The 21856-nt window shown below is 70.1% G+C and carries 16 protein-coding genes and 4 pseudogenes; 12 read left to right on the top strand and 8 right to left on the bottom strand.

From position 1 onward, the window contains the following. Positions 1-84 precede the first annotated feature (84 nt). From NMN56_RS08835 to NMN56_RS08850, 4 genes and pseudogenes are all read left to right on the top strand, one after another. Positions 85-225: pseudogene (locus tag NMN56_RS08835) on the top strand (RNA polymerase subunit sigma-24); the annotation flags it as partial. After that, positions 219-749, top strand: a pseudogene (locus NMN56_RS08840) (ATP-binding cassette domain-containing protein); the annotation flags it as partial. The pseudogenes NMN56_RS08835 and NMN56_RS08840, both read left to right, overlap by 7 nt. Continuing rightward, positions 746-2125 (top strand): hypothetical protein, encoded by a 1380-nt coding sequence (locus NMN56_RS08845; RefSeq protein WP_274042372.1) that lies wholly within the window; start codon positions 746-748, stop codon positions 2123-2125. The pseudogene NMN56_RS08840 and the gene NMN56_RS08845, both read left to right, overlap by 4 nt. Beyond that, a pseudogene (locus tag NMN56_RS08850) lies at positions 2122-2696 on the top strand (hypothetical protein). The gene NMN56_RS08845 and the pseudogene NMN56_RS08850 overlap by 4 nt, the downstream one beginning before the upstream one ends. A 173-nt stretch (positions 2697-2869) precedes the next feature. On the opposite strand, the gene NMN56_RS08855 reads toward NMN56_RS08850, so the two are convergent. From NMN56_RS08855 to NMN56_RS08875, 5 genes are all read right to left on the bottom strand, one after another. Next, positions 2870-4141, bottom strand: coding sequence for a phosphatase PAP2 family protein (locus NMN56_RS08855; protein WP_274042373.1), 1272 nt, complete (start codon positions 4139-4141; stop codon positions 2870-2872). Between the two features lie 356 nt (positions 4142-4497). Continuing rightward, on the bottom strand, positions 4498-6375 hold the full coding sequence (locus NMN56_RS08860; protein ID WP_274042374.1) for an asparagine synthase-related protein: 1878 nt from the start codon (positions 6373-6375) through the stop codon (positions 4498-4500). A gap of 107 nt (positions 6376-6482) precedes the next feature. Continuing rightward, positions 6483-6638 carry a lasso RiPP family leader peptide-containing protein gene (locus NMN56_RS08865; RefSeq protein WP_280842735.1) on the bottom strand — a complete coding sequence of 52 codons (156 nt, stop codon included), beginning with the start codon at positions 6636-6638 and terminating at the stop codon, positions 6483-6485. 249 nt (positions 6639-6887) lie between these two features. Then, positions 6888-8108, bottom strand: a complete 1221-nt coding sequence (locus NMN56_RS08870) for an FAD-dependent monooxygenase (RefSeq protein WP_274042376.1) — start codon at positions 8106-8108, stop codon at positions 6888-6890. Continuing rightward, the gene (locus NMN56_RS08875; RefSeq protein WP_274042377.1) at positions 8105-9502 is read right to left on the bottom strand and encodes an MFS transporter; all 1398 of its coding nucleotides are present in this window, start codon (positions 9500-9502) and stop codon (positions 8105-8107) included. The genes NMN56_RS08870 and NMN56_RS08875 overlap by 4 nt, the downstream gene beginning before the upstream one ends. Positions 9503-9805: 303 nt before the next feature. Here NMN56_RS08875 and NMN56_RS08880 point away from each other — a divergent pair, with 303 nt between their 5' ends. The 5 genes from NMN56_RS08880 (at position 9806) to NMN56_RS08900 (ending at position 15524) form a co-directional block, all read left to right on the top strand. Next, complete coding sequence (locus NMN56_RS08880) at positions 9806-10438, top strand: TetR/AcrR family transcriptional regulator (protein WP_274042378.1); 633 nt, start codon at positions 9806-9808, stop codon at positions 10436-10438. A 132-nt stretch (positions 10439-10570) separates the two neighbouring features. Then, entirely contained in the window at positions 10571-11284 is a 714-nt protein-coding gene (locus NMN56_RS08885) for a GntR family transcriptional regulator (protein ID WP_274042379.1), read from the top strand. Positions 11285-11540: 256 nt separating this feature from the next. Beyond that, positions 11541-12686, top strand: coding sequence for an N-methyl-L-tryptophan oxidase (gene solA, locus NMN56_RS08890; protein WP_274042380.1), 1146 nt, complete (start codon positions 11541-11543; stop codon positions 12684-12686). A gap of 186 nt (positions 12687-12872) precedes the next feature. Next, positions 12873-14345, top strand: coding sequence for a sodium:solute symporter family protein (locus NMN56_RS08895; protein WP_274042381.1), 1473 nt, complete (start codon positions 12873-12875; stop codon positions 14343-14345). 9 nt (positions 14346-14354) lie between these two features. Beyond that, positions 14355-15524 (top strand): NAD(P)/FAD-dependent oxidoreductase, encoded by a 1170-nt coding sequence (locus NMN56_RS08900; RefSeq protein WP_274042382.1) that lies wholly within the window; start codon positions 14355-14357, stop codon positions 15522-15524. Positions 15525-15542: 18 nt separating this feature from the next. Here the strand turns inward: NMN56_RS08900 and NMN56_RS08905 are convergent, their stop codons facing one another. Beyond that, positions 15543-16829, bottom strand: a complete 1287-nt coding sequence (locus NMN56_RS08905; RefSeq protein WP_274042383.1) for an NUDIX hydrolase — start codon at positions 16827-16829, stop codon at positions 15543-15545. Between the two features lie 265 nt (positions 16830-17094). Further along, positions 17095-18006 carry a universal stress protein gene (locus NMN56_RS08910; protein ID WP_274042384.1) on the bottom strand — a complete coding sequence of 304 codons (912 nt, stop codon included), beginning with the start codon at positions 18004-18006 and terminating at the stop codon, positions 17095-17097. Positions 18007-18529: 523 nt separating this feature from the next. Between NMN56_RS08910 and NMN56_RS08915 the strand changes: the two are divergent. Then, positions 18530-18610 (top strand): annotated as a pseudogene (locus tag NMN56_RS08915) (chaplin family protein); the annotation flags it as partial. 213 nt (positions 18611-18823) lie between these two features. Beyond that, positions 18824-19420, top strand: a complete 597-nt coding sequence (locus tag NMN56_RS08920) for a chaplin family protein (protein WP_274042385.1) — start codon at positions 18824-18826, stop codon at positions 19418-19420. A gap of 167 nt (positions 19421-19587) precedes the next feature. On the opposite strand, the gene NMN56_RS08925 is transcribed toward NMN56_RS08920, so the two are convergent. Then, positions 19588-20085, bottom strand: coding sequence for a hypothetical protein (locus NMN56_RS08925; RefSeq protein ID WP_274042386.1), 498 nt, complete (start codon positions 20083-20085; stop codon positions 19588-19590). Positions 20086-20738: 653 nt separating this feature from the next. Between NMN56_RS08925 and NMN56_RS08930 the strand changes: the two genes are divergently transcribed. Continuing rightward, positions 20739-21692, top strand: coding sequence for a glycosyl hydrolase family 18 protein (locus NMN56_RS08930; RefSeq protein ID WP_274042387.1), 954 nt, complete (start codon positions 20739-20741; stop codon positions 21690-21692). Positions 21693-21856: the final 164 nt, after the last annotated feature.

Below are 21856 nucleotides of genomic sequence, written 5' to 3' on the forward strand. Positions count from 1 at the left end.
GCCTTGTCCGACCGCCATCCCCCGCGTGTGACGGGGGTCACCTCCTCGGGAAAACGTGCCGTCCGTGCTCGGCGTCTTGAGGGTGTGAGATCAGTCAGGAAAGCACCGGGTGAGCTGGACGAGGAGCGTCTCGTCCGGCTGGTGGCCAGGGGCGACCGTGCGGCGTTCGAGGAGCTGTACCGGCGTACGTCGCCGTGGATGGCGACGCGGCTGCGCGCTACCTGCCGCAGGAGTTCGGCTACTACAAGCGCTTCACGGTGCGTGAGTTCGTCGAGTACATGGCCTGGCTGAAGGAGGTACCCAAGGCGGATGTCCCCGGGGCCGTGCAGCGGGCCGTTGAGCGGGTCGGCCTGGGGGACCGCGCCGACGACCGGATGAAGACCCTGTCGGGCGGCATGGTGCGGCGGGTCGGTATCGCGCAGGCACTCGTCAACGACCCGGCGGTGCTGCTGCTGGACGAACCGACGGTCGGCCTGGATCCGGGGCAACGGCTGCGTTTCCGCGGGCTGTTGCAGGAACTGGGCACGGACACCTGTGTGGTCGTCTCCACACACCTGGTGGAGGACGTCGCAGCGGCCTGCACCGACGTGGTGCTGTTCGCCGAGGGCCGGCTCGTCTTCCAGGGCACCCCGGACGAGCTGGCCGCGGCAGGCGGCACCGAGCACGCCGGGGACAGCCCGCTGGAACGCGGTTACTCGGCGCTTCTGGCCGGCTCGGCGCGGGACGCGCAGGGAAGGGGCGACTGGTGAACGTCCGTGTGCTGCGTACCGAGTTGAGGCGTTCCGTCGCGCCGTGGGCCGGTGTGGCCGTCGTGGCGGTCGGGCTGGGCTTCCTCTATCTGATCAACGGAGCGTGGTGGCGGGGCACGGCGCGGTGGACGGCCCACTGGACGCCCATGGCCCTGTGGACCCGTAGCCTGCTGGCCTTCCTGTGGCCGCTCGCCGTGGGGCTGGGGGTGATGCAGGGGCTGCGCGACCCACGTTCGGGTACGGCCGAACTGCTGGCGACCACGCCACGGCCCGCCTGGCACCGCGCGGCCCTGCTCGCGGGCACGACGGCGCTCACACTGACTGCGGGCTTCGCGCTGTTCGTCCTCCAGGGCGGGGTGCGGGTGCTGCTGGGCGGCGCCGCGTACACGCACCTCGGCTGGCTGCCGATCTCGCTGGTGGGGGGGCTCGCCCTGGTCGCGGGAGCGCTGTTCGGCATGGGAGCCGCGCGGGCACTGCCGTCCGTGCTCACCCCGCCCGCCCTGACCGTGGTCGCGCTCGCGGCTACCGTACTGCTCCAGCAGACGCCGGACTCGGCGCTGCCGTCCGGCCTGGCGCCGAACCGGCTCTCGCAGCTGTCACCCGCGGTGTCACAGGTACGCGAGTCGCTTCTCACCCTGTCCGCCTCCGTGCACGCCGGCCAGACGCTCTGGCTGCTCGGCATGCTCGCGACGGGCTTCGCGCTGCTGGTCGTCACCTCCGCACGCGCCAGGCTGCTCGCCCTCGCGCCCGTGCTGGCAGGCGCGGCGCTGGCCCTGCTCGTCCTCCCCGCCGAGCCGCGAGACACGTACGTCGTCGACGAGGCCGCCGCCGCGATGGTGTGCGAGGGGCCGGTGTGCGTCACGAAGGAACAGCAGCACAGGCTGGCCGAACTCGCGCCGCACGGCCGGAAGGCGCACCGCCTTCTGCGCCAGGTGCTGGGCGGTCAGGCGCCCGCCACGTTCCGGGAGGAAACCGCACCGCGGGCGATCTCCGACGATCGCGATCTCTCCCGCGAAGACGCACTCCTCGACTTCGACGACCCGGTGTTCGCCCGGGCGAAGGGCGAGGAGCTGACGCGCGTCCTGCTCGCCGAGGGCCTGGCGCCGCACTGCCTGGGCCGCAGCGAGGCCGAGAGCGGTGTCCTCACCGAACTCGCCGCACAGAGCGTCGCGGCCGGCTCGGTACTCGGGGACTTCAAGCCCCTCGGCGGCAGCGCGTGGAGCGAGAAGGACCAGCGCGCCGAGGCCGCCCCCGTATGGCAGAAGCTCAAGGCACTGCCCCCGGCCGAACAGCGCTCCCGGATCCTCGCCGCACGCTCAGCCGCGTTCTCCTGCGAGCGCGACGCACTCGAAGCGCTGGCCGGTGACTCCCGGTGAGATGGCTGACGTTGTACGCGCGGTCGCGGCAGGCACCCGCGTCGGCCGCCGTGATCGTGGCCTGCACGCCGGCGCTGTGGGCGCTCGCCCGCAACGGCAGCGGGGCCCTGGCGATCCCCGGCTGCCCGCGCTCGTCCTCACAGCGGGCGCGATGGCGGTCTCGACCGGACTCAGCGGGCAGGACCCCGAGCTGGACCGGACGGCCGCGATCCGCTGGGCGCCCCGCAGAGCGGCGCACGTGCTGCTTGCCGGCGCGCTCACCGCGGGGGTACTGCTGGCGGTGCAGGCGACGGGCAAGGACCTGGCCACCACCGCGTTCGTCGTCCGGGACAGCGCCGGCCTGATGGGGCTCGCCGCCATAGGGGCGGCGGTGTGCGGGGGGCGGTACGCGTGGCCGCTGCCGTTCGCCTGGCTCGCGTTCTCCTTCTTCGCCCCGTCTCCGACGAGCGCGCCGACGCAGGTGGCGACCTGGATGCTGCTGCCACCCGGCACGGCGGCCGGCACCTGGACAGCCCTGACCCTCACGGTCGCCGGCACCACCGCCTACGCCCTCGCGGGACCGAGACGGTAGCCGCCCCCGGCCGCCCCTGGTCACCGCCTCGGGTCACCGAGACGGGGCATGCCCGTGGGCCCGTACGCGGATACGCTCCCGTGCGCGCAGCTGCTGCGCACACGGGAGCGACGGGCCAGCTGCGGCGGGCCCGGCGGGGGCGCGTGCGGTTCCACGGTCGGACGGCACATGCCTCACGCCGGTTCGGGCTGCGGTTCCGGCTGCTGCACCGGCGCGGCCTTCGGCTCCCAGCGGCTCGTGGTCCGGATGTAGAGGTGGACCACTGAGGCCATCGCCAGGATGAGAAGCGGCCCGAATATCCACGGGCGTTCGGCCATTTCCGTCGGCAGATAGCGATACGAAACCAAGAGCGCCGTGAAGACGGTCGACCCGTAAGCGGCCAGCTGGATTCCCGGCCGGTCCCAGCCGCGGTCGAGCGAGCGCATCACCGCCTCAAGCGTGACCGCGAACACCACGCCGGCGACGATGTCCACGCCGTAGTGGTAGCCGAATCCCAGCGTTGCCCCGAGCGTGGCGATCAACCAGAGCGTGCCGAGGAGCCGCAGCAGCCGTGGGCCCGTACGGGAATGAATGAAGATCACGACAGCCCACGCGGTGTGCAGGCTGGGCATGCAGTTGCGCGGGGTGATCTCGTCGTGCGGCATCGGGACCGGGGTACCGAGCGACGGCGGGGTGTTCGGCCACAGATTGGCCAACGCCCAGTGCCCGCCCTCGGCGCCGAAGGCGTAGATCGGCCCCACCACCGGGAAGAGCATGTAGAAGGCCGGTCCGAGGAGGCCGATCACCAGGAAAGTGCGCACCAGATGGTGACGGGGGAATCGGCGCTCGGCCGCCACGTGCCGCAGCTGGTACGCCGCGACGATGACCGCTCCCACCGCGAGCTGGGCGTAGACCCAGTCGAGAACGCTGGTGCCGACCGGAGCCGTCGCCTCGACGATCCGGCCCGCCAGCCACGACGGGTTGCCCAGTGCGTGATCGGCGGTCGCCACGTACTGGTCGAGCACCACCGGACGGGTCTCCGACGTGATGAGCAGCCAGGTCTCGCCGGTCTTGCGGCCGGCCAGCAGCAGCAGGCCCAGTCCGACGCCCTTCAGCAACAGGAGACGTTCCTTGCCGGTGCGGCGCACGACAGCGATGACCGCGTAGCCCAAAAGCACCCACAGCGCGCCGTTGCCGAAGTACATCTTGGCGTCGAAGGCCCAGCGCACAGGCAGATAGGCGACGTCGATTCCGATCGCGACACCGGCCGCGATGAAGCGCTGCCGCCAGGGGAGCACCACCATCATCAAGGCCAGGCAGGCGTACAGCAGCGGCCCCGATTTCGGCGTGAGGAACACCTCTCGCGCCTGGGTGACGACCGGTCCCGGCAGGCCGTAGTGGTGCGCGGCGATCTCCAGCGCGATGAGGAATCCAAGGGTCGCCACACCCGCCGTCACCCAAAGCACAACCCGTGGCTGACGGTAAGCGGAGAAATCAATTCTCCGATGTATTCGCGAAAATACCCGCGATGTTTTAGTTATCAATTTGAGTCGATTTGTTAGTTTTGGTTGTTTGTTAACTTTTGCGCCGGATGGCGCGGTTGTCTAGGGAGGGTGGGCAATCAGAGTGATCGCCATGAGTTCGATCATGCTATCGGAGCGGAGTGGAGAGCGCTGGTCGTGCTGATGGGAGTGCAGCCGGTCCCAGACTCGTTGATTCAACACCCCGGGGACAACCACGAGCTTCCCGGCGTTCGGCGGGCGTTAAGGAACCTGCGGACGCGCGGAGGCCGACGAGCGGGTCCGGCACGAGCTGGTCGACGTCACCGACCCGCGCGAGCGTCACCTGGGCCGCAGTGAGATTCGGGGCCCGGCGTCCCCCTCGTCAGAGCGGTGGCAGGCGAGCGGCGCGGTGTGTCCAGGGAGCGCAGCCAGATCTCGCCGGCCAGCGTCTCCATCAGCGGTGCCAGGTCGGGCACCGTGGCGTGGGAGTGCAGGACGCGGCGCACCTTGTCCGGTGCGATCAGGCCGGCGTCGCCCAGCAGCGAGCCGTCAAGCAGCGCGAGGATCTGCCCCCGTTGGCGGCGCAGTGCTCGGTAGAAGTCGGCGTCGTAGCAGCCCTTCGTGGTGCGGCGCAGGATGCGCGGCGGCACGATGCCGTCCATGGCGGCGGTCAGCAGCGGTTTGAAACGGCCAGGAACGGCGGCCTCCAGCGGCCGGGCGGACAGCGCGGCGGCGACGACCGCGTCGTCGTTGTAGGGGAGGACGTAGTCAGGGCCGGGCAGCACCCTGTTCATCTGACGCACCGCGTTGCCGCCCTCTCGCACCCGTAGCAGCGCCCCGTGCATGGACCGCTGGGGAGCGAGCGGTTCGGGACACCGCGCCGCGGCGTCCCTCAGCGCCGCCCTGGCGGCGTCCACGGCCTCGGGCGAAGCCCACGCCGGCATACGGAAATCCGGATGCCAGCCCATGAGGCTCCTCGCCAGGGGTGGCTGCGGGGCCGTCAGCCGAGCACCCGCCTGGCGAAGCGACCGCTGGTAGCTCTCCCGGCCCAGCAGGGCACGCAGCGCCTCCGTACGACTCACCCGCAGGCCGAGGCGCTTGTGCCGCATCCGCCGCAGGACGAGCAGCGGATGCGCACACACCAGGTCGGCCAGGTGTGAGGGAAGCGGCGTGAACAGCTCGTCACCGCCGCCGCCCCCCAGGTGCAGCCGGGAGCCGTGCGCCCGCGCCCGCAGGAAGGTGTCGCTCACCTTCCCGACATCCCTGAACCAGTTGACGGGCTCCTCCGTCGCCAGACGCATGCCGCCCACGCCGGCGAACCAGTCCGGAGTCTCGTCTTCCCCGACCACCACATGGGTCGCCCCCGGCAGCGCCCCGACCGCCCGGCGTGCCCAGTGGGCATCGTCGTTCCTCGTGTCCACGCCCTCCCAGCGCACCGTCACCAACTCGGCCTCACCCCGGGTGGCCGCCAGAAAACACAGACTGGTCGAGTCAAGGCCGCCCGACAGGTCGGCGCTGATCCTGCCGCCGCCGGCCGTGCAGGTGGCCACCGCCTCCATGAGCGCGGTACGCACCGCACCGGCCGCTTCGGCGAGCGGAGCCTCGGGCCGGGGCGGATGCCACCAGCGCACGCTGCGCTGCTCGCCGTCGCGTTCCCACACCAGCGCCTCATCCGGGCGCACGGCGTCCACGTGCCTCCAGATGGTGCGTCCGCCCACGGCGACCCAGGGGAACGGCGGGTCCATCAGGCGGGCGGCCAGCATCTCCATGTCCGGTTCCGAACCGGCCAGTTGGGCCAGCACATCAGCATCGGGGCCGCCCACCGGAACGTGTCCCACCCGCGTGGTGAAGAGACGGCACGCCGCTGAGGCCGTGCCCCGCGCCCACACCCGGCCATCGACCGAGGCCACCACGTGGTGGCTGCCCGCCACCCCCTGCACCGCAGCCGCCAGGTCCCCGACGCTCCGCACCCGCCCGACCCGCTTGCGCAGGGCCTCGGCGCTGAGCCGGCACCGGCCGAGCAACGCCACGCGTGCGGCTCCGGCCTCAGCGGTGACCGCTCCATGTCCACGCCAGCGGCCCACCAGCCACGGCCGGCCCGAGGCGTGCCGTACACAGTCGAGCCTCGCGCCTCCCAGCCGCTCCACCAGCCCGGTCGTCGCCTCCGTATCAGGCAGGACGATCCACCAACGGTTCATCAGGGCACCCTCCGCGTCACCGAGAAGCCGCTCACGGGACCGCCAAGGCCCCTCAGGCAGAGATGGAGGATCGGCGCGGGGCGGTGATCACCGCCCCGCGCAGACCATCAGTTTCCGGGGCCCTGGAAGCGGTAGATGAAGGGGGCGTGACCACCGTCGAACGTGAAGCCCGCCAAGTCGCCAAGCGTGACCTCGTTGAAGTCACCGGCCTCGGTCACCATCGGCGCCTCGTAGATCTCGATGTCCTGCTGCACGTGGCTCATCTCCTTTCTGGTCGGAAATCGTCCTGTACTTGGACCGCCCGGCCGTTCGCGGACCACCCGAATTCCTGTCCAACGGAGCGCACGACAACCTATACGTCCGTCTAAACAATCTCTTCAGGTATATAAGAGGCAATGAGTATGTAAGGTGCCCCGGCGCACGCGGGGCAGAACGGGCAGCGCGCCCATCGTCACCAGGTCCGGGCGCGAGTCCGGGTGCGGGTCCAGACAGTCGGCGGGTGTGCCCAACGCTCAAGCCACGGGCGCGAGTTCGGGCAGGATGAGGGCCGAGTGGGCAGGTCGTCCCTCGGAGGGCGGCATGGTGCTGAGGTTGCGCAGCATGTTGTTGCGCTGCTCCAGGGCCCTGGCGGTGGTGGGGAAGAGCGTGGCGTCGCCCTCGCCGACCTGTTCCTGGTTCACGGTCACGAACTCGCGCGTGCTGTGTTCGTAGGCGGCGAAGCCCGCGGCGTGGTCCCGGTCGGCCAGGGAAGCGGCGAGCATGTACGCGCCGACGAGCGCGAGGCTGGAGCCCTGTCCTGTCAGGAACGACGGTGCGTACGCGGCGTCGCCGACCAGCGCGACCCGTCCGCTGGACCAGCGGGGCATGCGGATCTGGCTGACCCCGTCGAAGAACAGGTCGTCCGCTTCGTGCATGGCCGCGAGCATGCCCGGGACCTCCCATCCCGCGTCGGCGAAGACCGCGGCGACCAGGTCCCGTTGGGCGTGAGGGTTCCGGAACGCGCCGAACGGGGGTTCCGGGTGGGCGAAGTTCAAGAAGGCGTGCACTTCGTCGCTGTCCCCCACGGCGTAGAGCGCCGCGGCCCTGCCCGGGGTGTTCCACATCATGGTCTCGTGGGAGAGCCCGAAGGTGTTGCGCATGGTGAACACGGCGAAGCAGTAGCCGAGATAGCGGTGGAACTGCTCTTCGGGGCCGAAGAGGAACTCGCGGGTACGTGAGTGCATACCGTCCGCGCCGAACACCATGTCGAACGTTCGCTCGCTGCCCCCGCGGAAGGTGACATCGACCCCGTGTTCTGACTGGTCGAGGGTGTCGATGGAGTCGTTGAACAGGAACTCCACGTCGTCACGGACCGCCGAGTGGAGAGCGTCGGTCAGATCACCGCGGCGCACCTCCAGGTCCTGTCCGGCGACGCCACCGGTGACGGAGTGGGGGCTGATCGAGGCCACTTCGCTGCCGTCACCGTCGAGGAAGGTCAGCCGGCGCAGGTCGATGTGCGCTTCCCGCAGCCGCGGCAGGATTCCCATCCTCCGTACGACCTCAAGTGCGGTGCCGCGCACGTCGATGGGGTATCCGCCGCTGCGCAGCGTGCCCGCCTTCTCGACCACCGTGACCGCGAATCCGCGGCGGTTCAGCCAGTACGCGAGGGCCGGCCCCGCGATGCTGGCACCGGATATCAGGACCTTGCGCCCGGGTGTGGGTCGGGCGCTGCTCAACTGCTGGGTGTGGCTCACTTCTTGGCTCCTTTGCTCATGGAACGGACGACAAGCAGGGACAGCACCGCGACGACGCCGGCGATGAGGAAGCCGGCGGCGAAGGCCGATTCGGCCGGGTCATCCGATCCGGAAGGGGTCCCCGAGGTGAGGAGCACGCCACCGAGCATCCCGCCCACGGCGGAGCCCAATACGCGAGTGACCAGGATCAGACTGGTGGCGATGCCGGTGTCGCCTTCGTCCACGGAAGAGACGATGCTGGTCACCATGGCCGTGACGCACAGGCCGTTGGCAAGTGCGATCAGCGCCTTGGCGACGACGATGTGCCAGACCTCGGTGTGTGCGACCGACAGGGCGAGCATGGCGGTGGCCATGAGGACGACCGCGGTAGTGGCCACGGCTCGCGAGCCGAAACGCCGCTCTCCGAGCCCTCCGGCGGGCCCTGCCAGCGTCCCGGCCACGGCGCCCGGCAGCAGGATGAAGCCGATCTCGGTGGCGCTGGCCCCGAAACCGTAGCCCTGGCCGGACACGTCGAGAAGCTGCGGAATGAGGAAGACTCCCGTAGCCGTGCCGAGGCAGATCACGAACGTCAGCACACACGACTTCCAGATCACAGGCCGTGCCAGCATGCGCAGATCGATCAGCGGCGCGGCCGAACGGCGTTCAACGGCTATCCATCCGGCCACGAAGGCGGCCAGAAGCACGACGAGGGCGCCGAGCACGAGAGGCTGCGAGCCGGCGTCGGGCACCATCGCGAGCGCCAGCATGAGCGTGACCAGTACCCCGCTCAACAGCAGCATGCCCGGCCAGTCGATCCCGGCATCGTCGGACCGGCCCGGCGGATCGGAGGGCATCAGCCTGTTCACCAGCAGAGTGAACCCGATGACCGCGAACGTCGGCACCGCGAACATCCAATGCCGGGAGAGCGCTTCGGCCACGGGCCCGGCCGCCAGCAGTCCCACCATCGAACCGCCCACGAACATCCCGCTGACCAGCCCGATGGCCACCTTCGACTCTCCCGCGGGCAGGTGCTTGCGCACCACGATGAACGACAGGGGCAGCGCGCCTATCATCGCTCCCTGCAGTACCTGGCCGAGCAGCAGCACGGGCAGGTTCGGCGCCATCGCGGAGACCAGGCCACCGACCGAGACCACCGCCATCAGCCTGATCAGGACTCGTTTTCCGCCGTAGCGGTCGCCGAGCTTGCCCGCGAGCGGGGTGACGAGCGCACCGGTGATGGCGAGCACGATGTTGAGCAGTGCCCCGGTGGATGGACTGATGTCCAGCTCGCGCTGCAACAGCGGGAGCGTCGGCGCCACCACCGACTCCAAGGAGCCCGTGGAGATCGCCAGCAGGCCGAGGGCCCAGACAGCGGCTTTCCCGATACGGACCGGGGGAGCCAGAGTTGCGGTCATGGACGTCCTTTCCGTCATTACGAGGAAGTGAGGGGTCGGCCGTACGCGTGGCGCTGCCGCCGTGCCGAGCCCGGCAGTGGCCCCTTCACGCGGGGCGCGGTGTACGTGGAGCTGAATGGACAGGTCCGAGGTCGTCCGGCGGGCGAACCCGGTGAAGCGATGACCGAGGCGGCGCGTGCACGGCTCCGCCTGGTGGAGCGGGTGCGGTGGAGCGGGTGCCGGAGGAACAGGTGCAAGAGTGCGATGCGCACCGAAGCAATTATTACACTACACCGTGCAGTGTAGAAAGGTTAAGATGTGGCCATGCCGACCACGAAGACACTGCGCGAGGGATCCACGCGGAAGCGTGCCGCCATCCTCTCGGCGGCCCGGGAACTGTTCCTCGCCGACGGCTTCGACCGGTCGAGCGTCGACGCGGTCGCCGCCAGGGCCGAGGTGTCCAAGCGGACGGTCTACGACTACTTCGGCGACAAGCAGACGCTGCTGCAAGCGGTTGTCGACGCCGTCGGCCAGGCGATGATCTCCACGATCCGGCGCACCCTCGACGACACCCTCACCGACGCCACCGAGGACGCCGACCTTGAGGACGCGCTGATCACGTTCTCGATGCGCATCGCCACCGACATGCTCGGCTCGGCGGAGTACGCAACGCTGCAACGGCTGGTCAGGGCGGAATCCGGCAACCTGCCGCACCGGGGCTACAACTCCATGGCCGACACCCCCGACGAGGCGATCGCCGAGCGGTTCGCCGCCTTCGGCGCGGCCGGGCTGCTCGACGTCCCCGACGCCCGGCTCGCCGCCGACCAGTTCATCGCGCTGACCTTCGGTGTCGCGCTGGACCGGCTCGGTTCCGCGAACGCGGCGGAGGACGCCCGCGTCCGGCCCCTCGTCGTCGAGGGAGTGCGGACCTTCCTCCGGGCGTACCGGACCAGGTAGGGCCGGGGCCGGCAGTACGAACGGACAGCGCGCCGCCGTCCCGGGGGACTTCGCAGGGTTCCTGCTTCTCCGCTGAATCGCCCTGTGTCCCGACTATTGACCGGTCAATTGGCCGACTACTACGGTCCATACATGACAGCCCCGCTGTACCTCCGTATCCGGAACGAGCTGGAAGCCCGTATCCGGTCGGGGGAGTTGCCGCCTGGCACCCGGTTGCCCACCGAGGCCGAGCTGCAGGAACAGCATGGGATCGGCCGCGCCACCGCGCAGCGAGTCCTGCACGAACTGGCTCAGGCCGGCCTCGTCGAACGGCACAGGCGGCGGGGCACGTTCGTGACCGAAGGGGTGCGTCAGGAGAACCTGCTCCGATTCGTCAACCCGAAGCTGGTGGGCCCGGAGATCCCGGGCAGGCACGAGGTGTACAGCGCCTCGGTCGTCCCCGCATCGGACGTGACCCCACCGGTGCCGGGACTCGCGGCCGACACACCCGTGACCTATCTGGTGCGCCGTAAGTTCGACGCCGAAGAGAACCCCGTAGCCCTCGAATACGCCACCGTTCCGTTCGCCCTCGCCCCGCGCCTGCTCGACGAGGACCTGGACCACCTCACGATGATTCCGTACTTCCGCGGGCAGGGCGTTCCGATCGCCACCTCGCGGATGTACCTCGATCCGATCCTGCTCGACGAGCCGACGGGCGCACTGCTCGGCTGCGCGCCGGGCACCCCCGTCCTCCGCCAGCGCAGGCTCACCTGGCTGGAGAACGGTGAGTTGGCCGAGTCGGCGGCCTATCTGATGCGCCCCGGGCTGATGGAGTTCTACATCGAGCAGTCCGTCCGCGGCGACTGACACCCGAGCCGACCCGGGGAGCCCGTCCCCAGCGGGCTGCCTTGCCGGGCCGCTTCCCCGGGCCGCGTCCCTTGCCGAGCTGTGCCCCTTCCCGAGCCGTGCCCTTTCCGAGCTGTACCCCTTCCCGAGCTGCCCACCGAGCTTTCCAGCTGCCTCGTCCCAAGCCTTCGAGCTGCCCCCCCCGAGCTGAATTCACGCGCTGACCCCAACAGCCCCGGCCACCCGTGTGTGCGCCGGCCTTCCGCGAGGAGCTTTCATGACGGCTTCGGCACCCCGTGTCGCGATCATCGGCACCGGCGTCATCGGCGCCATGGCCGCGTGGCAACTCGCCGCCCGCGGCGCTGACGTCCTCACCTTCGACACGTACGGCCGCGGGCACGACCGCGGCGCCTCGGCGGGGGAGTCCCGCATCTTCCGTACCGTCTACAAGGAGGGAGGCTCCTACGTTCCGCTCCTGCGGCGCGCACACAGCCTGTGGCGCGAGTTGGAGACCGCCAGTGACCGGGCCCTGCTGACGATGTGCGGCGGCCTGACCATCGGCGCCCCCGACGAACCCGATGTCGCCGCCGTACGCCGCTGCGCCGAGGAGGCCGGGCTGCCGCACGAGGTGCTCGACCGTACGGCAGCGGCCGAGCGCTACCCCCAACACCGGCTCGACCAGGGCGAGATCGCGTTCCTCGACCCGGACTCCGGGGTGCTGCGCCCCGAACCCTCCGTGCAGGGCGCGCTCGACGCCGCCGAGCGCGCGGGAGCGCGGATCCTCTCGTACCGGAGGGTCGACGAGGTCGCCGAGACCGCGGACGGCTGGCGCCTCTCGGCGGGCGGCGAGACATACACCGTCGACCACGTCGTCCTCACCACCGGGCCCTGGTCGCCCGGGGTGGGTCCGCTCGCGGAACTCCCCGTACGGGCACGGCTGATCACGGCGTGCTGGTTCGCCGCGCGGGACGTCGCCGCTCACCGTCCCGACCGGCTGCCCATCGCGATCCGCAGGCACCCGGAGGCCGGATTCTCCTGCTTCCCCGTACTCGACGGCGCCGCGGTGAAGATCGTGCCGCACCACCTGGGCTGGCCCGACCTCGACACCCCCGACGGTCTGCCCCGCAGCGCCGCGCCGGAGTTCGCGCGCGCCGCGTCCGAGGCCGTCGCGCGGCTGCTGCCCGGACTGATACCGGAGCCCATCCGCATCGGCACGTACGCGGAGGGCTTCACACCCGATGACCACGCCATCGTCGGACCGCTGCCCGGCGCCCGTAACGCCACCGTTCTCACCGGGTTCTCCGGCCACGGCTTCAAACTCGCGCCCGTCTTCGGCGAGATCGCGGCCGACCTCGTGCTGGAGGGAAAGATGGGATACGACATCGGCGCACTCGACCCCCGGCGCTTCACGCCGGACGCGTAAGCGGTCCGGCGGCCACAGAAACTGACAGCAGACAGCAGACCGCGGGAATTCAGCGGGTCACAGAAGCGGGTAACAGAACCGCCGGCTGAGGCAACAGCAGGAGCCACGTAAAGACACACACATTCACAACACGTGCATGTACGCAGAGTGCGCGTGCTGGTCCCGTCATGCCCACGGAGGCAGGCCATGCCCAGAAACTCGACCGGCCAGATCGTCGCCATCGTCCTCGCGAGCCTGCTCATCATCGCGTTGGGCGCATTGCTCTCCATGTATTTCGGCAAGCGTGCCAAGAATTCCGATGACTGGCTCGCGGCACCCGAATCCCTGCCGCTCGGTGTCGTCGTCATCACGCAGTTCGCCACCGCCGTCGGCGGGGGTGTCCTGATCGCCCATGTCGGCATCGCCTACTCCTCCGGATGGTCCGTCTTCGCCTACGAGGGCTGCGTGCTGCTCGGATTCCTCGGGCTCGCCGTGGTCGCACGCTGGCTGCGGCAGCAGCGGTTCACGACCGTGCCCGACATCATCAGCAAGTTGTTCGGGAACAGCAGGCCCGTCACCGCCGTGGCCGGGATCGCCGCGCTGATCGTGCCGTTCGGCTGGCTGGCCACCCAATTCGTGGCCTTCGCCAAGCTCTTCGGCGAACTCACTGGGATTCCTTCGCCGGTGCTGATCCTCACGATCATGGTGGGCTCCCTCATCTTCGTACTGCCGGGCGGACTGACCTCGGTCGTCTGGACGGACTTCGTCTTCGGTATCTTCAAGATTGTGATGTCGCTCATCGTCGCCGGTTACGCCGTCTATCTCGCGGGCGGCTGGGGCGGAATCACGGAGAAGGTCCCGGAGAATCTGTGGCGGCCGAGCGGAATCACGGCGGCCGGCGGTGAACAGATATGGCTGTGGGTCGCCGCCATCGTTCCTGGCACGCTCACCAACCAGCTCTATTTCCAGCGGGTCTTCGCCACGAAAAAGGTGTCCGACGCGCGACGCGGACTCGTACTCTCCGGGATGACGATCCTCATCGGCGGCCTCTACGCCGGATGCATCGGCCTCGCGGTGCGCGCCATGAATCCCGGGCTCAGCAACCCGGAGGACGCGGCGGGCTGGCTGATCACCCGGCTCCCCGCCGTACTGCTCGTCGTGTACGGCGCCTTCCTCGTCGCGACCATCGTCTCCACGACCGGCGCGGCACTGCAGTCCGTGGTCGCCAACCTCATCCGCGACCTCTACCAGAACGTTTTCGGCCGCACACGCGGCGACCGCGCGACGGTCTCGCTGTCGCGGATGTTCACCGCGGTCGTGGCCCTGCTCGCCGCAGGACTGGCCATCGCCTTCCCCAGTGCGCTGGACTGGCTCGTCGCCAGCTACGCCTACTCGGCCGCGACACTCGCGGCACCGATCTTCGTCGGCTACCTGCTGCGCGGACGCTTCACCCTGCGGCCCGTCATGGCGCTGGGCGGCATGGTAGCCGGAATCGCGGGCTGCGCGGCAGCCCAGCTCATCGGTACGACCGTGCCGTACGCCGTCTACGGAATCTCCGCCTCCATCCTGGCCCTGCTGGTGCTGCTCCTCGTGCCGGGGCGCGGCCGGCCCAGCGCACGAAGCGGAACCGGAAGCAGCGGATCCGGCGCCCCCAAGAACCTGTCCACCGTGGAAAGTTGAGGTAAGCACATGCGTATCGCGATTGTCGGTCTCGGGGTCATCGGCGCAAGCACGGCCAGGTCACTGGCGCTGGCCGGCGCTCAGGTGACCGTCTTCGAACGCTCTCTGCCCGCAGCGGGGACCACCGCTACCTCGGCCACGACGTTCGCCTGGATCAACTCGCACCAGAAGAACCCCCTCGCCTACCACGCGCTGAACGTCGCCGGTATCGCCGAGCACGAAGCGCTGGCGGCGGACGGGGGTGACTGGTTCTTCCAGACAGGGAACCTGGAATGGGCGCACGAATCCGGCCTGGACACCCTCTCCGACGCCGTCGCCGAACTCCGCGTGCGCGGCTACCCCGCAGAGTGGATCACCCCGGAACGCGCCCGCACCCTCGTGCCCGACCTGCGGGTACCGCCCGGTGTGCGGGACATCGCCTGGTACCCGCAGGAGGGCCATGTGCTGCCGGCCGCGCTCCTCGCCCGCCTCTGGGGCGAGGCACGCGACCTCGGCGCCGTACTGCGCTGCCCCGAGGAGGTCACCGGCGTGACCGCGCACGGCAACGGCGCCCGGGTGGCCCTGGCGTCCGGCGGCGACGAGGATTTCGACGCCGTGGTACTCGCCGCCGGCCGCTGGACCGAACCCCTCGCCGCGGCTTCCGGGGTGCCGGTCCCCATGGCCGACCCGGAAGCGCCGGGCTCAGCCACCGTCGGCCTGCTCGGCTACACGGCGCCGGTGCCCGCGCGCGTCGGCAGGGTGCTGACGACGCCCGAGCTGAACGTACGGCCCGAAGGCGGCGGCAGGCTCGTCGTACAGGGGCTCGACCTCGACGTGCACGCCGACCCGGCCAACGTCCCGGCGCCCGACAGCACGTACGCGGCGGAACTCTGCGCCCGCCTGGGGGACTTGGTCGACGGTGCCGAAGGAGCACGCCTGGAGTCCCTGCGCGTCGGCCAGCGGTCCATGCCCGCCGACGGCAGGACGGTCGCCGGACCCGGAAGCGGCGGTCACGTCTATGTGATCGCCACGCACAGCGGCATCACGCTGGGCCCGTTGCTCGGCAGGCTCGCGGCCGAGGAGATCGTCTCCGGGACGCAGAGCCCGCTGCTCGCCGAGTTCCGCCCGGAGCGGTTCGAGGGGGTGAACAGGGAATCCCTCGCTCCGCTCACCCCGGCCCGCTTCGCCGGGCAGCAATGACCGACCGGTGCGAGCGGTTCACTCGTCCCAGTCCCAGGAGTCGAAGTAGGCCGTCGCACCCGTGCGCCTGGCTTCCATCACCGCCTCCAGGCGGGCGAAGTCCCGCCGGGGCATGAGCGCCCGCCACTCCTCCACCGCCAGCACGCGCACCTCGTCGTGCTCGTCGGCGTCCAGTGCGATGTCCTCGATCTCCTGGCCGGTGAGCCGGCCGCCGTCGAAGACGAACCCGATCGTGCTGAACGGCCACGCACGCCCGGGCCCACCGAAGACCGAGGCGATAAGCCGGGGCGGCCCGCCGAAAGCGATGCCGGTCTCCTCCTGGCATTCCCGCAGGGCCGTCTGCCAGGGACGCTCACCCGGGTCCATGGTTCCGCCCGGCCACTGCCAGGGGTGCCCGGGGGAGTAGACCGACCGCAGCTGCAACGGGCGTTCACGCTCGTCGGTGAAGAACAGGCAGGCGAAAGATGTCGACTTGAGGAGCTTCTCGGCGTACTCCTCGGGCGGCAGCCACACCGGACTCCTGCCGTATGCCGTGCTGGTGGCGGGGCAGCCGGGCGTGTCAGCGGCGGCGGCAGCACTCGTGGCGACGGTGGTGGCCGGACCGGTTTTCCCCGGCTTCCCGTCCCCGGAACCGGGCGCGGGCCCTTCTGCGCGGGGAGTTGGACGGTCGGCGCACACGCGGTCGGCGCATGGGCGGTCAGGGGACTGCAGCGCGGCTTGCGTCCGCTCGTGTGACGGGTGCCGGTCCCACGACGGTACGGAACCGGCATGGTGGCCGTCGCTGAGGTGGGCCGTGGCGCCGGACATGCGGGCGCGTACGGCGGCCACCACGATCCGCGCGTCCACCGGGGTCATCAGCTCGCTCGCCGCGTGCGGGTCGATCAACCTGTACCCGGACAGTTCGTCGGCCGGCAGCCGGAGGGACGCGATGTCCGCCGCGGTGAGAACTCCGCCGTCCAGGACGTACCGCACCTCACCGGGGAAGGGCAGGCCGGCGGCAACGTCCGGGTGTCCTGGGGAGAGCCAGTGCACGGCCAGGAGCTTCCCCGGGGCCCGCGACAGGCCCAGTTCCTCGTGGACCTCGCGCCGGCACGCCGTCTCAGGGCTCTCGCCGGGTTCGGCGCAGCCGCCCGGCAGCAGCCACTCGCCGCGGTAGGTGGGCTTGACCAGCAGAACGCGGCCCAGCTCGTCGGAGAGCAACGCCGCCGCGCCCAGCCAGACCGCGTGCCGGGAACGGGCGTACTCCTCCTGGCTCGTCCTCGGCTGTTGCGGGATCCGCGGAGTGCCGCGGTGCGGTGAGTCCATCTCGGCTTCCCTGAGGTGAGAGATGCGGTCAAAAGGTCAGCCAGGACAGTGTCTTGCAGGTTGCGCTTCGATGGGGTCACCCACTCGGGAGACCGGCCCGTGCTGCCTTCCGGCGCGGACCGGCGACGCGAAGGCCGTCGCACGGTCGCGCCTTCGCGGCGTGCCCCCGGCCCGCTCCCAAGCAGGCCACCGCTCACCGCGCAGTGGCGTCCTCTGCGCGCGCTCTTCCCTGTCAGCGCGTCCGCTCCGAAGAGCGCGCGTTCGTCTACGCGTCTTCCTGACCTTGTACCCGCTCCTGCCGGAGGCTGCCCCGTACGACGGCGACGGGGCAGTGCGCATGGTGCAGGAGCGCCTGGCTGACCGAGCCGAGCAGGAGCCCCGTGAAGCCGCCGCGCCCGCGTGCGCCCACGACGAGGAGCTGAGCCTCTTCGCTGGCTTCGAGCAGCGCCTGCCTGCTGTACTCCTGTACGAGCCGGGGAGTGACGGCGACGTCGGGGTACTCCTCGCGCCACCCGGCGAGCGTGGCCGAAAGGATGCGCTCCTCCTCGTCCTTGAGCATGTCGATGTCGTAGACCATCGGCACCTGGACGCCGGTGCCGACGGCGACGGGCCCCGTCCAGTTGTTCCAGGTGTGCAGCGCGACGAGTTCGGCCCCGCGCAGTGAGGCTTCCGCGAAGGCCCAGGCCACGGCCGCCTCGCCCACCTCGGAGCCGTCGACACCGAGCACAACGGGACCCATGGGGTCGGGTTTGCCGCGTGTGACCAGGACGGGGCACTCGGCGTGTGCCGCGAGGTGCACGGCGACCGAGCCGACCAGCAGCCCGGTGAAGCCGCCCATGCCACGGGTTCCCACGACGACGAGCCCGGCCTCGCGTGACTCGGTGCTGAGCACGGACAGCGGTTCGCCGGAGACGACCTCTCCGGTGACCTCGACACCTGCCTCGGCCGTGCGAGCGCGGCTGACGGCCTCCTCAACGGTCTGGTTGGCGAGGTTACGGAGCCCGCCTTCGGGCGAGCCCACCACGGACGGTGCCAGCGGTACCGACATCAGAGGCCAGACGAACGCGTGCACGATACGCAGCGAGGCTCCCCGTACCGCCGCCTCGCGCGCGGCGACATCCACCGCGTAGAGGCTCGAAGCGGAACCGTCCACACCCACGACGACTGACGCGCTCACGACCGTCTCCCTTCCCCGGGGACCCCACGCACCGTGGGGCTGCCCTCTCCAGGCTTACAGCCCATGCGCCCCTCCAGCAGGGACGGATGGCCCGAACGAGCGGGACCTTGGGCCCGGAACGGACACCGCGCAGGCATGCCCATGCCGAATTCAGGGCTCCCGCGGCGGCCCTCGCACTCCCCGGACCCGGAAATCCCCCGGGGACCTCCGGAAGTCCCTCGGGCCTCTGGAAATCCCCCGGAACTCGCGAAGTTGCTCGCTTCCCAGTACCGGTGCGTTACGACGACCACTAGATCGGACGACCACGAGAACGAGGGCGTCCGCGTTCCGGACCTCCGGCCTTTTCCTGTATCTTCCCTGCGCCTTTTCCGGCTCTTTCCAGGGTGCCGGATCACGTTGGGTAATGCATCGCCGCGCTTTCATTACGCCACCTGGGCGAGACACCGGGCAATTCCGCATTAGTCGTGTCGCACGGAAGCCGCGGTCGTTACGGAGGGCGACAGCGGAGTTGCGGGGCGATCAGCCAGTGAACGTCTGCGGCAACACCATCGGCATTATCGGATTGTTGAACCCCGCGTTCGGCAACGCCCGCAACAACAGCTGAAGTTCCCCCGCCGTTCACGTGCGGGAACAGAGCCGACCGGCTCCGGTGCATGGGGCGTGGAGCCCACGCACCGGAGCCGTCCGGCTTGTGTGCAACACCTCCACCCTTGAACCGATCTGAAGCGACTTGCGGTCGGCCCGGAAGCCCCGCCCGGATTCCCGTGATTCCCGGCCCTCCGCGCCTTCCGCAACCGACTGAGAGCAGGAAGAGACCATGCGAAAGGTCTTGAGCAGGAGCCTTCTCACCGCGGCTGCCACCACCGGAGTCCTCGCGGCGGCGGCCGGACATGCGCACGCCGACGCCAGCGTCGGCTCGCTGACGAACAACAACCCGGGGGCCGGTTCAGGCAGCTCGGTACAGACCCCCCTCGACGGATCGATGGATGCCTGCGACAACTCGACGAGCGGGCTCGGCGCGCTGAACCCGGTGTTCGGGAAAAAGTGCGCCGAGGACGACGGGGCCTCCGGGCACCGTACGGGGTCGAGCGCACCCCGGCAGTCGGCGCAGGACAGCGTGCCCGAACAGTCCGCGCCTGAGCGTTCGGGGTCCGAGCCGTCCGCACAGGACCGGGCCCCCGAGAGTGCACCGGCTGACACGTCGGAGGAGGACGCCTCCTCCACCCGGCAGGCACCCCCGCAGCAGCGGGCGGGGGGCTGGGCCGCGCAGAGCGAGTCGGCCCAGCCGAGCGGCGCGGACAACGCGCTGGCCGAGACCGGTGCAGCGGGCACCGGAGCGCTCGGGGCCCTGGGCGCCGGCGCGCTGTTCGGCGGCGTAGTGCTCTACCGCCGCTCCACCCGCCGCCGCGCCTGAACCTGCGTCCGGCGAACGATCGGCACCTCAGCGGAGCGGACCACAGCGGTCCGCTCCGCTGAGGTCGTTCTCCTCGGGGCCGCCGGCCCCGGCGCCCCCGGCTGAGCAGTACGGGGTCCCCGCACCGTCCGACGGCGGACGGTGCGGGGACCCCGGAACGGAACGGGTCAGCCGCGTACCTCCTGCCAGCGCCAGAACTGGTCGGTCCATGGCCCGACTTCCTCCAGTTGCAGGATGGCGTTTCCTGCCTGATAACTCTGGCGGGTATTGATCACCAGGCCCTCATGTCCCAACGGGGCGATCACGAAGTCGGCCTGGGCGCTGTCCATCGAGATCAGGCGCCACAGTTGCTTTTCGCTCTTGCTGTCGGACTTGCGCGACACGACCGCCGCACCGTTCTCGGGAGTCTCTCCGATGAGGGAGAGGCTTCGGTCGAAAGCACCGGTGCTTTTGTCGTATGCGGCGTTCCTGATGCGTGCGACGCGGTCGCCGTACCCGGGTTCGGGGATGAACTCCCACTGCGACGGCTTGAACGGCGTCGTGGGGGTGTCGCGCCACACGACGGCCGGTACGTCGCTGTCGGACCAGCCGAATGGAGTGATGTGCATTCCGGTCACCGACTGGACGATCATTTGCGGGCCTTGGGGCAGGGGCAGGCTGACCATGTGCTTCCTCTCGTCGGACAGACCGCACTTCTCGGGTCGAGGACCGAGCGGTCGCGTGTGCACGACGTGCCGGACCCTTCCGAGTCGCGGATTTACCAGGGAAGTTGAGCACCCGGCGGAGACGCTATGCGCGGGATGCACCTATCAAAGAGAGATGATCCGGCCATGACGGACTTGGCTGCTTTGGGGTAGTGGGGCGTTCCGAAGAAATCCGCCGACGCCACATGTGCGCCGAGGGGTGGCAAGCACAACTCCGTCCCGGCCCTCGCACCCCAGGGGCGGTGGTGGCCGGCATTCGGGGCGCCGGTGGGGGCCGCCGCCCCCCATGCATTCGGCTCGGTGTGCGATCGGTTTCCGGCCGAACCGCTCCCTGCCCGTACGGCGCACGCCTCGCGCGCCGACGCGAAGTCGCTGAGCGCTTACCCCACTCGCCTCCCTGCTGTTCCGCTGCCGTCCCTCGTCCGATGGGCGTCACCGACGTGTGCGTAGCGCTCGGTGCGGATTCGGGCATGCACCGGTCAGCCGAATGCTGTGCATGCCATGGATGCCGTGCCGTAGGAGAGGTCAACCGGCCGTTATGTGCCGGCCCCTGGCGAGCAGTGGGGAAGGCCGGGGCTTCGGTACGGAATCACGGTGGACAGGGGAGTTCTCACATGGTTGTTCCGCAGGAAAAGCGCATGGTGATGTACTACCAGACCAAGCATCTGAGGGACGGAATCGGTCTGATCTCACCGGAGTTGATGCTCCGCCCCACTCCTGCCCTCACCGATCTCATCGTGGCCGCGGTGCATCTGAACCATCAGGGTCCCGTGCTGACCATCAACAACTGGGAGCCGCAGGACGCGGGTCACGATCAGATGTGGGAAGCCCTGGCCGTGACGCAGCGCGCCGGTGTCCATGTCCTCGTCCTCCTCGGCGGCGCCGCGGTCGGCACGTTCGCGCGCCTGGCGGAGGACTTCGAGAAGCACTACGGGGCGCTGCGGGATTTCCTCACGCACTACCGCCTTGACGGGGTGGACATCGACATCGAGGAGGAGGTCGAGGTCGGGCCGGTCAGGGAGCTGATCCTGCGGTTGCGGGAGGACTTCGGGTCCACGTTCAAGATCACTATGGCGCCGGTCGCCAGGGAGCTGTGGGCGGTCGACGAGGTCGTCTTCAAGGGGTTCCGTTACCGGCAGCTGTACCGGGAGTGCGGGGAGGAGATCGACTGGTTCAACGCCCAGTTCTACAACGGCTGGGGCTCCCTGCGTGACCCGGGTGACTACCGCAGGATCGAGGCGGTCTCCGCCGATCCGGACACGCGGATCGTCCCCCTCGACAAGGTCGTGCCCATCGCGCTGACCAACGAGAAGAACGGGGACCCGGCAAGCTACGTCGAGTTCGGCAGGCTCCTCAAGACCGTCAGGGAACTACGGGACACCCACGGGGCCGTTCTGCGGGGTATGGCCGGCTGGGAGTACTTCAACAGCGTCGTACCCGGGGTGGACGGGCCCTGGCAGTGGCCCCGACAGATCCAGGCCGCCCTGACAGCCGAACCCGAGCCGGTGCCTGTGCCGGTGCCTGAGCCGGTGCCCGAGCCGGGACCGGGACCCGTGCCTGGCCTCTGACCGCCGCTCAACTGCGGGACCAGGGCGCCGCACCACCTCGACCGGCGGTGGGGCATCGGCGTCCGTCCACCCTCGGGGGCGGACGGACGCCGGGTGAGCGGGGCGGACTCTGCCTCCCAGCACGCGGACCCCGGCGGGCGACAACCCGTGACCGTCGTCCGCAG

Source organism: Streptomyces iconiensis, from assembly GCF_028657195.3.
GTDB lineage: Bacteria > Actinomycetota > Actinomycetes > Streptomycetales > Streptomycetaceae > Streptomyces > Streptomyces iconiensis.

What these genes read in the sequence shown, in the direction of transcription:
- NMN56_RS08920 (WP_274042385.1), top strand. Translation starts at nt 18,824, where the DNA reads ATGCGAAAGGTCTTGAGCAGGAGCCTTCTCACCGCGGCTGCCACCACC.
- NMN56_RS08875 (WP_274042377.1), bottom strand. Translation starts at nt 9,502, where the DNA reads ATGACCGCAACTCTGGCTCCCCCGGTCCGTATCGGGAAAGCCGCTGTC.
- NMN56_RS08895 (WP_274042381.1), top strand. Translation starts at nt 12,873, where the DNA reads ATGCCCAGAAACTCGACCGGCCAGATCGTCGCCATCGTCCTCGCGAGC.
- NMN56_RS08860 (WP_274042374.1), bottom strand. Translation starts at nt 6,375, where the DNA reads ATGAACCGTTGGTGGATCGTCCTGCCTGATACGGAGGCGACGACCGGG.
- NMN56_RS08925 (WP_274042386.1), bottom strand. Translation starts at nt 20,085, where the DNA reads ATGGTCAGCCTGCCCCTGCCCCAAGGCCCGCAAATGATCGTCCAGTCG.
- NMN56_RS08905 (WP_274042383.1), bottom strand. Translation starts at nt 16,829, where the DNA reads ATGGACTCACCGCACCGCGGCACTCCGCGGATCCCGCAACAGCCGAGG.
- NMN56_RS08930 (WP_274042387.1), top strand. Translation starts at nt 20,739, where the DNA reads ATGGTTGTTCCGCAGGAAAAGCGCATGGTGATGTACTACCAGACCAAG.
- NMN56_RS08900 (WP_274042382.1), top strand. Translation starts at nt 14,355, where the DNA reads ATGCGTATCGCGATTGTCGGTCTCGGGGTCATCGGCGCAAGCACGGCC.
- solA (WP_274042380.1), top strand. Translation starts at nt 11,541, where the DNA reads ATGACGGCTTCGGCACCCCGTGTCGCGATCATCGGCACCGGCGTCATC.
- NMN56_RS08885 (WP_274042379.1), top strand. Translation starts at nt 10,571, where the DNA reads ATGACAGCCCCGCTGTACCTCCGTATCCGGAACGAGCTGGAAGCCCGT.
- NMN56_RS08880 (WP_274042378.1), top strand. Translation starts at nt 9,806, where the DNA reads ATGCCGACCACGAAGACACTGCGCGAGGGATCCACGCGGAAGCGTGCC.
- NMN56_RS08865 (WP_280842735.1), bottom strand. Translation starts at nt 6,638, where the DNA reads ATGAGCCACGTGCAGCAGGACATCGAGATCTACGAGGCGCCGATGGTG.